Origin of the sequence: Streptomyces sp. NPDC005496 (genome assembly GCF_042872045.1) — a bacterium.
Lineage (GTDB): Bacteria > Actinomycetota > Actinomycetes > Streptomycetales > Streptomycetaceae > Streptomyces.
The window spans coordinates 458,516-472,666 of sequence record NZ_JBIAJQ010000002.1; the positions used below are offsets into that span (position 1 = coordinate 458,516).

16 protein-coding genes and 1 tRNA gene are annotated in these 14,151 nt (G+C 71.9%); 2 read left to right on the forward strand and 15 right to left on the reverse strand.

Annotated elements, in window-relative coordinates; genetic code table 11:
* Window positions 1-5 precede the first annotated feature (5 nt).
* From ACFYQQ_RS06595 to ACFYQQ_RS06605, 3 genes are all read right to left on the reverse strand, one after another.
* A complete protein-coding gene (locus tag ACFYQQ_RS06595; RefSeq protein ID WP_121403099.1) occupies window positions 6-239 on the reverse strand; it encodes a hypothetical protein in 234 nt (77 codons plus the stop codon).
* A gap of 3 nt (window positions 240-242) precedes the next feature.
* Window positions 243-416, reverse strand: coding sequence for a hypothetical protein (locus ACFYQQ_RS06600; protein ID WP_355779248.1), 174 nt, complete (start codon window positions 414-416; stop codon window positions 243-245).
* A gap of 69 nt (window positions 417-485) precedes the next feature.
* On the reverse strand, window positions 486-1,850 hold the full coding sequence (locus ACFYQQ_RS06605) for an MFS transporter (protein ID WP_355779251.1): 1,365 nt from the start codon (window positions 1,848-1,850) through the stop codon (window positions 486-488).
* 216 nt (window positions 1,851-2,066) lie between these two features.
* On the opposite strand from ACFYQQ_RS06605, the gene ACFYQQ_RS06610 reads away from it, so the two are divergent.
* Window positions 2,067-2,963, forward strand: coding sequence for a helix-turn-helix transcriptional regulator (locus ACFYQQ_RS06610; RefSeq protein WP_388903747.1), 897 nt, complete (start codon window positions 2,067-2,069; stop codon window positions 2,961-2,963).
* 101 nt (window positions 2,964-3,064) lie between these two features.
* Here ACFYQQ_RS06610 and ACFYQQ_RS06615 read toward each other — a convergent pair.
* From ACFYQQ_RS06615 to ACFYQQ_RS06645, 7 genes are all read right to left on the reverse strand, one after another.
* Window positions 3,065-3,137 (reverse strand) — tRNA-Ala (locus ACFYQQ_RS06615).
* A gap of 106 nt (window positions 3,138-3,243) precedes the next feature.
* Window positions 3,244-3,915, reverse strand: coding sequence for a histidine phosphatase family protein (locus tag ACFYQQ_RS06620; RefSeq protein ID WP_355779253.1), 672 nt, complete (start codon window positions 3,913-3,915; stop codon window positions 3,244-3,246).
* Window positions 3,912-4,355 (reverse strand): ribosome silencing factor, encoded by a 444-nt coding sequence (rsfS, locus tag ACFYQQ_RS06625; protein ID WP_355779256.1) that lies wholly within the window; start codon window positions 4,353-4,355, stop codon window positions 3,912-3,914. Before rsfS ends, ACFYQQ_RS06620 begins: the two co-directional genes overlap by 4 nt.
* A 174-nt stretch (window positions 4,356-4,529) precedes the next feature.
* The gene (locus tag ACFYQQ_RS06630; protein ID WP_355779259.1) at window positions 4,530-6,323 is read right to left on the reverse strand and encodes a LytR C-terminal domain-containing protein; all 1,794 of its coding nucleotides are present in this window, start codon (window positions 6,321-6,323) and stop codon (window positions 4,530-4,532) included.
* Window positions 6,324-6,339: 16 nt separating this feature from the next.
* On the reverse strand, window positions 6,340-7,038 hold the full coding sequence (nadD, locus tag ACFYQQ_RS06635) for a nicotinate-nucleotide adenylyltransferase (protein ID WP_355779262.1): 699 nt from the start codon (window positions 7,036-7,038) through the stop codon (window positions 6,340-6,342).
* 79 nt (window positions 7,039-7,117) lie between these two features.
* On the reverse strand, window positions 7,118-7,282 hold the full coding sequence (locus tag ACFYQQ_RS06640) for a hypothetical protein (protein ID WP_097263999.1): 165 nt from the start codon (window positions 7,280-7,282) through the stop codon (window positions 7,118-7,120).
* 139 nt (window positions 7,283-7,421) lie between these two features.
* Complete coding sequence (locus ACFYQQ_RS06645; protein ID WP_355779266.1) at window positions 7,422-7,583, reverse strand: hypothetical protein; 162 nt, start codon at window positions 7,581-7,583, stop codon at window positions 7,422-7,424.
* A 99-nt stretch (window positions 7,584-7,682) separates the two neighbouring features.
* Here ACFYQQ_RS06645 and ACFYQQ_RS06650 point away from each other — a divergent pair, with 99 nt between their 5' ends.
* The gene (locus ACFYQQ_RS06650) at window positions 7,683-8,798 is read left to right on the forward strand and encodes a M48 family metallopeptidase (RefSeq protein WP_355779269.1); all 1,116 of its coding nucleotides are present in this window, start codon (window positions 7,683-7,685) and stop codon (window positions 8,796-8,798) included.
* 399 nt (window positions 8,799-9,197) lie between these two features.
* Here the strand turns inward: ACFYQQ_RS06650 and ACFYQQ_RS06655 are convergent, their stop codons facing one another.
* The 5 genes from ACFYQQ_RS06655 to proB form a co-directional block, all read right to left on the reverse strand.
* A complete protein-coding gene (locus ACFYQQ_RS06655; protein WP_355779272.1) occupies window positions 9,198-10,265 on the reverse strand; it encodes a hypothetical protein in 1,068 nt (355 codons plus the stop codon).
* Between the two features lie 76 nt (window positions 10,266-10,341).
* Window positions 10,342-10,962 carry a hypothetical protein gene (locus ACFYQQ_RS06660; RefSeq protein ID WP_355779275.1) on the reverse strand — a complete coding sequence of 207 codons (621 nt, stop codon included), beginning with the start codon at window positions 10,960-10,962 and terminating at the stop codon, window positions 10,342-10,344.
* Window positions 10,963-11,020: 58 nt separating this feature from the next.
* Window positions 11,021-12,307 (reverse strand): glutamate-5-semialdehyde dehydrogenase, encoded by a 1,287-nt coding sequence (locus ACFYQQ_RS06665; protein WP_355779278.1) that lies wholly within the window; start codon window positions 12,305-12,307, stop codon window positions 11,021-11,023.
* 73 nt (window positions 12,308-12,380) lie between these two features.
* Entirely contained in the window at window positions 12,381-12,839 is a 459-nt protein-coding gene (locus ACFYQQ_RS06670; protein ID WP_355779290.1) for a hypothetical protein, read from the reverse strand.
* 177 nt (window positions 12,840-13,016) lie between these two features.
* Entirely contained in the window at window positions 13,017-14,144 is a 1,128-nt protein-coding gene (gene proB, locus ACFYQQ_RS06675; RefSeq protein ID WP_355779281.1) for a glutamate 5-kinase, read from the reverse strand.
* Window positions 14,145-14,151 lie beyond the last annotated feature (7 nt).

The following is a 14,151-nucleotide window of genomic DNA, read 5'->3' on the forward strand; positions in this document are numbered from 1 at the left end:
TGCGCTCAGGCCGTCGCGAACGAGTAGAACCGCTTCAGTGTGCAGTGCTCGTCGAGCAGCCGTCCGTAGATCGGCTCGCCCTCCAGCTCCCGGTACGTCTCGATCGGGTCGCCTTTTATGATCAGCGCCCGCGCGCACTCCTCGCACCAGTACTGGTAGTCGTGGTTGAGCGGCTCCATGTCGCGGACGATCGGCGTGCCGCTGCCGCACCAATCGCACTTCCGCCTGTGTGCACCCATCGATCAGCTCCAGCTGTGGCCGCAGGCCGTGCACACGTAGGAGATCCCGCCGTTGTCCCCGAGGACCTGGGCGACATGGACGGAACCGCAGGACGGGCAGTCGAGGAGGGTGGCTGTCTTCCGGGTCGTCGACGCTTCGAGGAGCCGGTCGGTCTCCTCGAGGATGCTCGCAGGCATCGCTACTCCCTCCCGTCGGGCCGCGCCCCCTTCCGGCCGTCTGATTCTGCCACGGCCGGGCCGATACGGTCAGCGACGCCCGCGTACCAGTCCGGCCACGGCACCCAGCGCGGCCGTGGCCGCCAGGGCGTACGTGCACGCCAGAAGCCCGTCCGCTGAGGTATACGCCCCGGGAGCCCCAAGTGACTCAAGCCGATCCAGGAAGAGTGCGCCGAAGCCCGCGACACCGATCAGCTGACCGAGCTGCGTGACCGTCGCGAGCAGTCCGCCGGCGTCCGCCGCGTCCTCGGCCCGCACCGTCGCCAGGGCCCCGGTGAGCGTCGGACTGAAGCCGAGCGCCAGGCCCATGCCCACGCCGGTGAACGCCGCGTACAGCCACAGGCCGCCGTCACCGCCGTCCCGCAGCGCCCACCCTACGCCCGCCACGCCGGCCCCGGCGAGCGCGAACCCGGCCGGGACGAGGGCCCGTTGCCACCTCGCGGGCCAGCTTCGCCAGGTCAGGCCGACCAGGCCGAAGACCACGGCGGTCGGCGCGAAGGTCAGCCCCGCGCGCAGGGCGCTGTAGCCGAGGCCACCCTGGATGTGGAGGGTGAGGACGAACAGGAACCCGCCGTTGACGGCCATCACGGCGGTGATCCGGAACACCGCGAGACCCATGCCGGGATGGCGCAGCACCCGCGGCGCGATCAGCGGGGCCCCGCCGCGGCGGGCGAGCCGGGACTCGTAGGCGCAGAAGAGACCGAAGAGGACGGCGGCCCCGGCGAGCGACAGCCAGGACCACAGCGGCCAGCCCTCCTCCTGACCGAGCACGAGCGGCACCGTGAGCAGGGAGACGGCGGCGCCCAGCAGCACCAACCCGGGCAGGTCGAGGCCGCGCGTACGCTCCAGCGCCCGGGTGTCGTCGCGCGGCAGCACCCGGCTTCCGACGGCGAGGAGGACGACGCCCACCGGCACGTTCACGAGGAACACCGGCCGCCAGCCGGTGCCGAACAGATCGGCGCTGACGAGAACCCCGCCGAGCACCTGGCCCGCCGCGGCGCCGGTCGCGAGGACCGCGGAGTAGGCACCGAGCGCCCGCGCCCGGCCCTCGCCGGCGAAGTGGCGCTGGATCAGGCTGAGCACCTGCGGGATCATCACGGCGGATCCGGCGCCCTGCACCACCCGGAAGGCGATCAACTCGCCGGTGCCCTGGGCGAGTCCGCAGGCCAGCGAGGCGACGGTGAAGACGGCGAGTCCGGTGAGCCAGACGCGGCGGTGACCGAGCCGGTCGCCGAGGCGCGCGCCGGTGATCAGCAGGACGGCGTACGCGACGGAGTAGCCGGCGACCACCAGCTGCAGGCCGGCGCCGGACGCGTGGAGATCGGAACCGATCGTGGGCACGGCGACGTTCACGATGAAGACGTCGAGCAGTGCCATGAACTGGGTGGCGAGCACGACGGCGAGCAGCCGTCCGGAGCCGTTGTCAGTGCCTGGGCTTTTACTGGTCGCAGGACTCGGACCCGCTTGCGGGGCGGGCCCTGCCGGGCTTGTGGTCGTCATGCGCCGAGCCTGGCGAGGAGCGGATCCGGGTGACGAGAGCCCGCCGATGCTGGTACTGACAGCACCTGGCAGCCGAGGGCTCCGGCACCGACGATGGAGCGGGGGGATGTGATGACGATGGTCACGACACAGCGGCGCCGGCCGGAGCTGGCCGCCTTTCTGCGCAGCCGGCGGGCCCGTGTGACACCGGCCGACGTGGGGATGCCACCGGGCTTCCGGCGCCGCACGCCGGGGTTGCGCCGCGAGGAGGTCGCCCAGCTCTCGGGCGTGGGCGTCACCTGGTACACCTGGCTGGAGCAGGGACGGCCGATCAACGCGTCCCCGCAGGTCCTGGACGCGGTGTCGCGCACGCTGCGACTGGACCGGGCCGAGCGGGAGCACCTGTACCACCTGGCGGAGGTGCCCTACGAGTCCGGTCCGGAGAGCCTCGCGCAGACCGTCGGGCCGGACGTGCAGGACATCATCGACGCCCTCGACCCGCATCCGGCGGTCGTCTACACCTCGCGGTACGACGTGCTCGCCACGAACCCGGCCTACCGGGACCTGTTCATGGTGCCGACGAGCGCGCAGATCGGCGTACCGAACGTGCTGTGGACGCTGTTCACGGTCTCCGACGAGTCCTGTCCCCTGGTGCACCCGGACCGTGAGCTGCCGGTGATGGTGGCCACCCTGCGCGCGGCGTACGGAAGACACGTCGGCGAGCCCGCCTGGGAGGACTTCATCCGCCGGCTGTCCGACGCGAGCCCCTACTTCGTGGAGCTGTGGGCCGGTGGCGAGGTCATACCGCCGGGACCCCGCGTGAAGACGTTCCGGCACCCGGTGGTGGGTGAGCTGCGCATGACCTCGCTGTCGCTGTCCGTCGACGGCATGCCGGAGTGCCGGATCGTGGCGTACACGCCGGAGGACGCGTCGGCGCGCGAGGGGGTGGCGCTGCTGCGGGAGTGGCGGGAGCGGCTCTGGCCACCGGCCGACGCGATGGACGCCGGGCCGGTGGGGGCCGACGCCTGACGCACCCGCCCGGGACCGGCGGGGACACGAAAAATCCCGTCCCCTCACGGGAACGGGATCTTCATCACCGATCTTTGACAACTCAACAGAGAGTCGATCTGTGGAGCTAAGGAGAATTGAACTCCTGACCTCCTGCATGCCATGCAGGCGCTCTACCAACTGAGCTATAGCCCCTTGCGTTCTTCCCGCTCGGCGGGCGAACAAGAAGAACTTTAACCGGTGACCTGCCGGAAAGTGAAATCCGGGTCCCGACCCCTCGAGCGGGTGCGGAAAGGGGTGCTCAGTCGTCGTCGCCGAGCACGGGTTCGGGCAGCGTGCCCGCGTTGTGCTCGAGCAGGCGCCAGCCGCGCGCGCCCTGTCCGAGGACGGACCAGCAGCAGTTGGAGAGCCCGCCGAGGCTCTCCCAGTGCCGCGATTCGAGACCGAGGAGGCGGCCGATGGTCGTGCGGATGGTGCCCCCGTGGCTCACCACCACGAGGGTGCCGTCCTCGGGAAGCTTGTCGGCGTGCCGGAGCACGACCGGGGCGGCCCGGTCGGCGACCTCGGTCTCCAGCTCCCCGCCACCACGGCGGACCGGCTCACCGCGCTTCCAGGCGGCGTACTCCTCGCCGTGCCGGGCGATGATCTCGGTGTGCGTCAGTCCCTGCCAGACGCCGGCGTAGGTCTCGCGCAGACCCTCGTCGTGCGTGACCTCCAGGCCGGTGAGCGCGGCGAGTTCGGCGGCCGTGTCGGCGGCGCGCCTGAGGTCCGAGGCGACGATGGCGTCCGGGCGCAGCGAGGCCAGCAGCCGGGCGGCGCGGCGTGCCTGGCCGATGCCGGTCTCGGTGAGCTCGACGTCCGTGGTGCCCTGGAAGCGGCGCTCCACGTTCCAGGAGGTCTGGCCGTGCCGCCACAGGATGACGCGGCGGCCCCGGCCCTTCTTGCGCTCGGCGGTTCCGGCGGGGCCGCTCACCGCAGCTCCCCGAAGTCGGCGGAGTCCTCCTCGGCCTGCAGCTTGGCGTGCTCCTCGGCCTTGCCGCGGGTGGCCTTGGCGTCGGCGGGCAGCTCCAGCTCGGGGCAGTCCTTCCAGAGGCGCTCCAGCGCGTAGAAGACGCGCTCCTCGCTGTGCTGGACGTGGACGACGATGTCGACGTAGTCGAGGAGCACCCAGCGGGCCTCGCGGTCGCCTTCGCGGCGGACCGGCTTGGCGCCGAGCTCCTTGTTCAGCCGCTCCTCGATCTCGTCGACGATCGACTTGACCTGGCGGTCGTTGGGTGCGGAGGCCAGCAGGAAGGCGTCCGTGATCGACAGCACGTCGCTGACGTCGTAGGCGATGATGTCGTGCGCGAGCTTGTCGGCGGCCGCCTGGGAGGCGGTGGTGATGAGCTCGATCGAACGGTCAGTGGCGGTCACTACGAAGCTTTCGGTCGGGAACAGGGGTCGGCTGGGTGCGGGGTCGCCCCCGCATGTCGCAGCCCGTCGGCGGTCAGGAACCCTCACGGGTCTCCTCAAGGGTCTCACGGCCCGCCGACGGCACCCCACGTGATGGCGGGATCACGCCCCGGACCTGCCGGGACGTGCTCCCCGTCACGAAGAGGTGCGGTAGTTCTGCCCCAGCACGACCGACACGTCCGCGTTGGACGTGACCTTGCCCTTCTTCACCGAGCCGGTGGGCAGGCCGAGGGTCTTGGCGACCTCGACCGCGTCGTCCTTGCTCTTCGCGTCGGCGTAGGTGATCCGGGACACGCTCTCGGTGGCTTCGGCGGTGCCGCCGTCCACGAAGGTGTAGCCGCCGTTGATGAGGACCACGCGGGCCTTCTCGGTGCCTTCCTTGGTGCCGGTGGCGTTGGTGATGCCGACGCGGACGGCGTCGCCCTGCTGAGGGCTCCGGGCGGACCCGCCGAGGACGTTCTTCACGACGCTGTCGCTCGTCTTCGCCGTGAGGGTGCCGTCGGACTGCACCGGGAGCATCGAGGTCCTGAAGTCGCCGCCCTTGGCGTGTTCGGCGAGCTTGGCGAGGAAGGTGCCGAGGTCCTTGTCGTTCAGCGAGGGGTCGAGGATCTGGGCGAGCGTCTGCACGGTGGTCGTGGCGGCCTGCGGGTCCGAGGTCAGCTTCCGCAGCACGCCCTGCATCACCTGGCCGAACCGCTCCAGCTGCGCGTTCGGGGCCTCGCCGGGGGCGCGGTAGGTGGCGTAGGCGACGGCCATCTTGCCGCTGAGGGTCTGGTCCTCGCCCTTGTGCACGAGGGGTGCGGCGCCCTTCTTGGCCGACTTGGCGTCGGGGTCCGGCACGTCCGCGTCGGTGTCGATGTCGATGTTGCCGACGAGTTCGACGAGGTTGTTCAGGTAGGGGGTGTCCAGGCGCCAGGTGCCCTCGATGTCGGTGCCCAGGACCGTGTCGATCGCGTCGCGCGTACCCGACGAGCCGTCGTCGTCCACGGACTTGGCGAGGGTGGTCGTGGTGCCGTCGTCGTCCGTCAGGGCGAGGGAGTTGGGCAGCAGGACGGTCGCGCCCTGCTTCGTGGTGGTGTTGTCGACGAGCAGCGCCGTGGAGGTGCCGCCCTTCTTGGTGTTGTGCAGGTGGACGACGATCACGTCGCGGTTCTGCGCGCCGGCGGCCGTGGTGGTGCCGGTACCGCCGTCCGAGATCGTGCCCGGCAGCTTGTTCGCGTACCAGAGGTAGCCGACGCCGCCGACGGCGACCAGCGCGAGGACCACGACCAGCGTGACGACGCGGCTGCGGGCCCGCCGCTTGGCCTCCTCGCGTCGCTCGGTGCGGTTCTCGGTGAACTTCAGCCAGTCGATGACGTCTTCGGAGTCCCCGTCCGGGTCCTCGACGAAGGCGAACTGCTCGGTGCGGTAGTCGCGGTCGGCCCGCGGTTCGTTCTCCTCGGCGGACCTCGACTGCTGCGGGATGTACGCGGTCTGCTCGACGACACGCGGCTGCCGCCCGGTGCCCTGGCCCTGGCCTTGGCTGTGTCCATAGGCGTCGTACGCGGTCCCCGTGGACGAGGCTCCGTAGGAGTCGTACGCGTCGTAGGAGGTCACCGGCTGCTGCGTGCCGGTGTCGTAGGGCTGGACGGGCTGCTGTGTGCCCGTGTCGTAGCCGCTCCCCGGGTCGTACGGCGGGACCGGCTGCTGCGTGCCCGTGTCGTAGGGGCTCACCGGCTGCTGGGAGCCGGTGTCGTACGAGGGGGCGGGCGGCTCCTGGCCGCTCGCGTAGGGGTCGTAGCCGTACCCCTGCTGTTGCTGTTGCTGCTGCGCGTAGGGGTCGTAGCCCTGCTGCTGCGGGACCTGCCGGTACACAGGCTGCCCGAACTCGTCGTAGCCGACGAGTTCGTACTGGTCGCCGCCCGCGTATCCGTCGTATCGGTCGTTCACCGGTGCCCCTCTCGGCTCACTCGCCGCGGTACAGCTCGCGCTTGTCGATATAGCGCACCACACCATCCGGCACCAGGTACCAGACGGGGTCGCCCTTGGCGACCCGGGCACGGCAGTCCGTGGACGAGATGGCGAGCGCGGGGACCTCGACGAGCGAGACACCGCCCTCCGGAAGACCCGGGTCGGTCAGCGTGTGGCCGGGCCGGGTGACGCCGATGAAGTGCGCGAGGGAGAACAGTTCCTCCGTGTACCGCCAGGTCAGGATCTGGCCGAGCGCGTCGGCGCCCGTGATGAAGAACAGATCGGTGTCGGGGTTCAGCGCCCGCAGGTCGCGCAGGGTGTCGGTGGTGTAGGTCGGGCCGCCGCGGTCGATGTCGATGCGGCTCACCGAGAACTGGGGGTTCTCGGCGGTCGCGATGACCGTCATCAGATAGCGGTCCTCGGCCGGTGCGACCTTGCGCGCGGTCTTCTGCCACGGCTGCCCGGTCGGCACGAACACCACCTCGTCGAGGTGGAACTGAGCGGCGACCTCGCTGGCCGCCACGAGGTGTCCGTGGTGGATCGGGTCGAACGTCCCGCCCATGACGCCGAGGCGGCGCTTGCCCGGACTCGACGGGCCGTTGTCCGTGCCCGGCACCAGGCGGCCGGCCGCGCGGTGTGCGGTGCCGCTCACCGTGTCATCCGCCGGACCGGTAGGCATGTCCTGCTCTCCCATGCGTGCAGACCCTACCGGCCCGGCCGACGGGCTTCGGCCGACAGGCCCCCCGGCCCCGGCCCGGAAGCCCGCGGGGGACTCAGCGGTCCCGGTTGAAGCGGGTGGTGATCCACAGCAGGAGAAGCAGGACGACGAAGGCGCCGCCACCGGTCAGGTACGGGCTGAGGCTCTCGTGGTTGCCGCCGTGCTCCTCGCCCTCTGCGGCAAGGGTGACCAACTGGGCAGCGGTGCTGTGGAAGCTCATCTTCGGCAGGACCTATCCGGTGTGGGCGGGATAAAGACGTCCGGGCCATCGTATGCGGGGGCTCCGGCCCCCATCACCCCGACTCCGCCGTTGGGGAGGCCCGGTCGCGCGCACGGGTCCGGGTGGCCGCCCGCCGGGGTCAGTCGTCGTCCCGCTTGTATCCGCGGAGCAGGAACCAGGCCAGCAGGACGATCCCGACCACGCAGACGATCAGCACGACCCGCAGCAGATTGCCCGGTCCCTGCTGGTCCGCCGCGCTCGCGGCCTCGGTGAGCCAGTCGGCTGCGGGGATGTGCTCCATGGCTTGCTCCTCACGGTGTGCTGCCCTGCCACCGTATCTCCGCCTAGGCTGGGCACCGCTTCGGGGGCACACAGGGCAATCAGACGCATGGGGGACCACATGTCCGACGACAGCCACGAGCGGAACGGGCACGAGAGCGTGCCGAGCAGGTCGCGCAGGCGTTTCCCGGAGATCTCCTCCCGGGCGTACGAGCACCCGGCAGACCGTTCGGCGCTGGTGGCGCTGCGCCGGCTCAGCGGCTTCGACACGGTCTTCAAGGCGCTCAGCGGGCTGCTCCCCGAGCGCAGTCTGCGGCTGCTGTTCCTGTCCGACTCGGTACGGGTCTCGGACGCGCAGTTCGCGCACCTGAACGACATGCTGCGGGACGCCTGCTACATCCTGGACCTGGCGAAGGTCCCGCCGATGTACGTCACCCAGGACCCGCAGCCGAACGCGATGTGCATCGGCCTCGACGAGCCGATCATCGTCGTCACCACCGGCCTGGTGGAGCTGCTGGACGAGGAGGAGATGCGGGCGGTCGTCGGCCACGAGGTGGGCCACGCGCTGTCCGGCCACTCCGTGTACCGCACGATATTGCTGTTCCTGACCAGCCTGGCGCTCCGGGTCGCCTGGATCCCGCTCGGGAATCTCGCGATCATGGCGATCGTCACCGCGCTGCGCGAGTGGTTCCGCAAGTCGGAGCTCTCGGCCGACCGCGCCGGACTCCTCGTCGGCCAGGACCTGCGGGCGTCGATGCGCGGCCTCATGAAGATCGCGGGCGGCAACCACCTGCACGAGATGAACGTGGACGCGTTCCTCGCACAGGCCGAGGAGTACGAGGCGGGCGGCGACCTGCGCGACTCCGTGCTCAAGATCCTGAACGCCCTGCCCCGGTCCCACCCGTTCACCACGGTGCGCGCGGCCGAGCTGAAGAAGTGGGCGGAGTCCCGCGACTACCAGCGGATCATGGACGGCCACTACGCGCGGCGCACCGAGGACAAGGACACCTCGGTGTCGGACTCCTTCCGGCAGTCGGCGGCCAGCTACGCCAGCGATGTGAAGAACTCCAAGGACCCGCTGATGAAGCTGGTCAGCGACCTCGCGGGCGGTGCGGGAGATCTGGGCGGCCGGGTGCGGCGCGGCTTCGGCGGCTTCGCCTCGGGCGGCGCCCCGAAGGACCCCACCCCGCCGCAGGACGGCCCGCCCCGGGGCGGGGACCCCGACCCGACCCCCTGAGCCCAGCGCCACGGCCCCGTCCGTCCGTCCGCACAGGCGGGACCGTGCGTCAGCCCCGCCTGTGCCGGGGCGTGCGTCATGCCCCCGGCTGGGCGCCCGCGCAGATACGGCACGCAGGTACGGGTCGGATCCGGACCGTCCGTGCCAGCCGGGGCCGACCCCCTCAGGGCGCTCACGAGCGGGACCTCCGCCCCTACCCCCGCCGGGAGGCCGGGGCCGGGATCGGTCTCCGGTCCAGCCCTTGCGGGCGGAATCAGGCCGCCGCCCGAACGCGTGGCCGGGGACGGACCCACCATGCCCTCCCGACCGGGGTCGGCCTCCCGCGAGCCCTTACGGGCGGAGGCGCGCCATCGTCCCGAACCCGCAGCCGGCCTGCGAAGCCGGGTGGCCCAGGGAAGATCAGACCTTCGGCTGGGCGCTGGTGGACAGTGAGCCGCAGAGCGCCGTGGCGCTGCCCGTGGCGTACGGGTCGGTGCCGGCGGGGCCGCCCGCCTTCGCCGTCTGGCCGGCGAGCAGCGGGCGCAGCCGGCTGGTCGAGTCCTCGGCGCAGGCGAGCGGGCCGGCCTGGACGTAGGAGACGACCAGCTCGGCCTGGTGCATCCGCAGGTCGTCGCGGTCGAAGCGGAAGTGCAGCTCGCGCCGCACGGTGAACAGCGACACCTCCGCCTTGGCGTCGGAGTCCGTGGGCCGCAGGGCGTAGACGAGGGTGTGGTCGGCGATGACCTCCAGGGTGTTCGAGTCGAACTCGGCGGCCTGGAGGGTGCCCTGCACGCGGATCCTGCTGTCGGCGAGCCGCTCGCGGGACGGGTCGAAGCGGACCAGCCAGCCGGTGGGTGCGTGCCGTCCGTCCGCCGTCGGATGGTCGAAGCTCTGGTCGAACTGGTCGAGCTGCTGCGGGTCGAGCAGGATCCGCACCGGCCGGGTGACCCCGCCGGTGAGCACGTCGGGGTCGAGGGAGGACCTGACCAGGTAGTCCTTGGCCGTGGTGAGGGCGGCGACGACCTGGCTGTCGGAGAAGTGGGCGGTGCGCCGGGAGGCGGGCATCGTGAAGCCGTCGGCGCCGATGCGGAACTGCGCCGCGGGACTGTGCGCGTACAGGTCGTCGGCGCTGGCGGCGCCCGGCACCGCGCTCTGCGGGGCGAGCGGGATCACGGTCATCCGCAGCGGCTCGGGCGGCTGGGCGACGGGGTTCTGGTACGGATGGCGTACACCCATGTAGATCGCGGTGCCGAAGGCGATCGCGATGAGCAGGACGAGGATCAGGGCCTGCCGGGACAGTCCGCGGTGCAGCGGGGGCCGGCGGCGTACGGCCGGGGCGTGGTCGTCGACCCGCTCCCGGGCGGAGAACTCCTGGAGGCGGGCAGCACGGACGAACGACTCGTCGAAGACGACGGATCGGTACTCGTCCTCCCCACCTCCGGGAGCACCCTCGGGCGCCCCCTCAGGTGGGTCTCCAGTCCCGTCCATACCTTCAGGTTAGGTCTCCGGGAGCCGCGGTAAACCCGGCTACGCGACAACTTGCGACCGGTTCGGGGCAGGTTTGTCAGGGGGTGCGGGGCACCGCGGACACCGCCGGCTGGGAGTGTTCGGCGGAAACGGAGGGGCTGACGCCGGTGACCTTGTCCGGGCCCTGTTCGAGGCCCGTGGAGGCGGGCGCGGGGACCTGATCCTGGCGGCCGGACGAGGCGCCCCGGTAGACCGCCGTGAAGGCGAGGGCGACCATGCCGACGCCCATCAGCAGGGCCAGCATCCAGGCGACGGGCCGGTGCCATCGGCCCGGTCCGTACGTCCCCGACGGCCCGTAGCGGCCCTCCAGGACGTCGGCGGCGTCCGGATCGTCCGGATCGAGGTCGTGGCCGAAACCGGAGTGTCCGTCGGGGCCGAAGCCGTCCTCGTAGCGGTCGTCGTCGCCGTGGCTCCCGGCGCGGGCCCGGCGGGCCTCCTCGGAGGCCTCGGCGCGGGCCTGGGCGGCGGCCACCAGGCGTTCCACGGCGGTCGGCTCGTGGACCACGGCCGAGCGGACGAAGTCCTCGTCGAAGACCACGGAGGCGAACTCTTCGTCCATACCCCCGCGGTCGCGGTCGTCGTCGGGCTCCCAGCCGTCCGGAAACGGCATGCCCCCCACGTCCTCCGGCACGGGTCCAGCGTAGACCTGGGGGGTCATTTTGGGCAGACCGTATGGAAATTCATCCGCCTGGCGAGACGCCTTCCGGCGGGCGGGCTCAGCGGCGGACGTGCCCGTCCCCGGTGACGATGTACTTGGTGCTCGTCAGCTCCGGCAGCCCCATGGGGCCCCGGGCGTGGAGCTTCTGCGTGGAGATCCCGATCTCGGCGCCGAAGCCGAACTGGCCGCCGTCGGTGAAGCGCGTCGAGGCGTTCACGGCGACCGTGGTCGAGTCGACCAAGCGGGTGAACCGGCGGGCCGCCTGCTGCGAGGTGGTGACGATCGCCTCGGTGTGCCCGGAGGTCCACAGCCGGATGTGCTCGACGGCGCGGTCCAGGGAGTCCACGACGGCCGCGGCGATGTCGTAGGACAGGTACTCGGTCTCCCAGTCCTCCGCGGTGGCCTCCACGACCGTGGCCCGGGAGTCCTTCGCGTACGCCGCCACCCGCTCGTCGGCGTGCACGGTGACGCCGGCGTCCGCGAGGGCGTCCAGGGCGCGCGGCAGGAACCGCGGGGCGATGTCCTGGTGGACCAGGAGGGTCTCGGCGGCGTTGCAGACGCTCGGGCGCTGCGCCTTGGAGTTGATGAGGATGTCGATCGCCATGTCGAGGTCGGCGTCGGCGTCGACGTAGACGTGGCAGTTGCCGGTGCCCGTCTCGATGACCGGGACGATGGACTCCTGCACGACGGTGCGGATCAGGGAGGCGCCGCCGCGCGGGATCAGGACGTCGACCAGGCCGCGGGCGCGCATCAGCTCGCGGACGGAGTCACGGCCCTCGCCGGGCACGAGCTGCACGGCGTCGGCGGGCAGTCCGGCGCCGCCCACGGCGTCGCGGAGCACGCGCACGAGGGCGGTGTTCGACTCGTACGCCGAGGAGGAGCCGCGCAGCAGCACCGCGTTGCCGGACTTCAGGCAGAGGGCGGCAGCGTCGACGGTCACGTTCGGGCGGGCCTCGTAGATGATGCCGACGACGCCGAGCGGGACGCGCACCTGGCGCAGGTCGATGCCGTTGGGCAGGGTCGAGCCGCGGACGACCTCGCCGACCGGGTCGGGCAGGGCCACCACGTCGCGGACGTCCGAGGCGATGGCCCGCACCCGCTCGGGCGTGAGCGTGAGCCGGTCGATGACGGTCTCGCTGGTACCGGCCTCGCGGGCACGGGCGATGTCCTTGGCGTTGGCCGCGACGATCTCGCTCGTACGGACCTCCAGCGCGTCCGCGATCGCGAGCAGCGCGTCGTCCTTCCCGGCCCGCGGGAGGGGCGCGAGATCGGCGGCGGCGGCCTTCGCACGGTAGGCGGCCTGGGTGACCGGGGACATCGAGTCGTACGGCGAGAGCGTGGTCATGACGGCAGCCTAGTGCTCCGAATGGGGCTGTTCAGCTCTTGTCCCAAACCCCGAGACACCCGGCGAAGGCGGCTCAAAAGGGATGCACGCCGACCGGGGTGGCGGGCAGCGGCCCGTACCCCTCGGCGATGCGGTGGTGGTAGGTCTCCCGGTCGATGACCTCGAGGCCGACGATCTCCCAGGGCGGGAGCTTGGCGGTCTGCCGGTGCTCGCCCCACAGGCGCAGCGCGACCGCGGCCGCGTCGTGCAGGTCGCGGGCCTCCTCCCAGTACCGGATCTCCGCGTGGTCGTTCGCGTACCGGCTGGTGAGGAGGAAGGGGTGGTCGTGGGCGAGCTGCTCCAGGGCGCGCCTGACCTCCTTCAGCGGGGCCTCGCCGCCCGAGAGGCTGAGCGTGACGTGCCAGAGCCGCGGCACGTCCGCGGGGTCGCCGCCCTCGTACGTGTCACCGGCGGCGACGCTGGTGAGCGCGCGCTCCTCGCTCATCGCACGGGAGGTGCCACCACCGCGGGACGCCGCCGCCCCAGGGCGCACTCGTCTCACGGCGGCCTCCTTTACGCAATGGTCGTGCGGAATCTCCCTGCAACAAAGTTGAACAGCTAAGGCGGGATCGCGTGGCGGTTTTACGGAACGTCCCTCGCCGGAGGGCGGGAGAATCGGCCGTTCACGACCACCGTGGCCGGTTGTCCTACGGAGTGTCCGGGACGCGTTCTACGGGTGCAGGAGCACCAGGTCGTCCCTGTGTACGACCTCGCGCTCGTACGCGGGACCCAGCTCGCGCGCCAGTTCCCTCGTCGAGCGCCCGATCAGCTGCGGGATCTCCTTGGCGTCGAAGTTCACGAGGCCGCGCGCGACCGCCCGGCCCCGGCCGTCACGCAGCTCGACCGGGTCGCCCGCGGTGAACTCGCCCTCGACCCCGGCGATGCCCGCGGGCAGCAGCGAGGTGCGGCGCTCGACGACCGCGCGGACCGCCCCGTCGTCCAGGACGAGCGCGCCCTGCGGGGTCGACGCGTGCTGGAGCCACAGCAGCCGGTCGGCGGAGCGGCGGCCGGTGGGGTGGAAGTACGTGCCGGTGTCGCGGCCGGCGAGGGCGTCGGCGGCGTGCACGGCGGACGTCAGGACCACCGGGATGCCCGCCGCCGCCGCGATGCGCGCCGCCTCGACCTTGGTGACCATGCCGCCGGTGCCGACCCCGGCCTTGCCGGCGCTGCCGATCTCCACGTGCGCCAGGTCCTGCGGGCCGCGCACCTCCGCTATCCGCGAGGTGCCGGGCCTGCCGGGGTCGCCGTCGTACACCCCGTCCACGTCGGAGAGCAGGACCAGCAGGTCGGCGCGTACGAGGTGGGCGACGAGCGCGGCGAGCCGGTCGTTGTCGCCGAAGCGGATCTCGTCCGTGGCGACCGTGTCGTTCTCGTTGACGACGGGCAGCGCGCCCATGGCGAGGAGCTTGTCGAGGGTGCGGGAGGCGTTGCGGTGGTGGGCGCGCCGGCTGGTGTCGTCGGAGGTGAGCAGCACCTGTCCGACGCGGATGCCGTGCCGGGCGCAGGAGGCGGTGTAGCGGGCCACGAGCAGCCCCTGGCCGACGCTGGCGGCGGCCTGCTGGCGGGCGAGGTCCTTGGGGCGGCGGCGCAGGCCCAGCGGGGCGAGCCCGGCGGCGATGGCGCCGGACGAGACGAGGACGATCTCCCGCTCCCCGCCGCTGCGGCCCTTGGCGAGGGCGTCGACGAGGGCGTCCACCCGGTCGGCGTCCAGCCCGCCGGCGGCGGTGGTCAGGGACGAGGAGCCCACCTTGACGACGATCCTGTGGGCGTCCGCCACACCTTGCCTTGCCGCTGACACGTACTTC

What these genes read in the sequence shown, in the direction of transcription:
- ACFYQQ_RS06595 (WP_121403099.1), bottom strand. Translation starts at nt 239, where the DNA reads ATGGGTGCACACAGGCGGAAGTGCGATTGGTGCGGCAGCGGCACGCCG.
- ACFYQQ_RS06600 (WP_355779248.1), bottom strand. Translation starts at nt 416, where the DNA reads ATGCCTGCGAGCATCCTCGAGGAGACCGACCGGCTCCTCGAAGCGTCG.
- ACFYQQ_RS06610 (WP_388903747.1), top strand. Translation starts at nt 2,067, where the DNA reads ATGACGATGGTCACGACACAGCGGCGCCGGCCGGAGCTGGCCGCCTTT.
- nadD (WP_355779262.1), bottom strand. Translation starts at nt 7,038, where the DNA reads ATGGGAGAGCAGGACATGCCTACCGGTCCGGCGGATGACACGGTGAGC.
- ACFYQQ_RS06640 (WP_097263999.1), bottom strand. Translation starts at nt 7,282, where the DNA reads ATGAGCTTCCACAGCACCGCTGCCCAGTTGGTCACCCTTGCCGCAGAG.
- ACFYQQ_RS06645 (WP_355779266.1), bottom strand. Translation starts at nt 7,583, where the DNA reads ATGGAGCACATCCCCGCAGCCGACTGGCTCACCGAGGCCGCGAGCGCG.
- ACFYQQ_RS06650 (WP_355779269.1), top strand. Translation starts at nt 7,683, where the DNA reads ATGTCCGACGACAGCCACGAGCGGAACGGGCACGAGAGCGTGCCGAGC.
- ACFYQQ_RS06655 (WP_355779272.1), bottom strand. Translation starts at nt 10,265, where the DNA reads ATGGACGGGACTGGAGACCCACCTGAGGGGGCGCCCGAGGGTGCTCCC.
- ACFYQQ_RS06660 (WP_355779275.1), bottom strand. Translation starts at nt 10,962, where the DNA reads ATGACCCCCCAGGTCTACGCTGGACCCGTGCCGGAGGACGTGGGGGGC.
- ACFYQQ_RS06665 (WP_355779278.1), bottom strand. Translation starts at nt 12,307, where the DNA reads ATGACCACGCTCTCGCCGTACGACTCGATGTCCCCGGTCACCCAGGCC.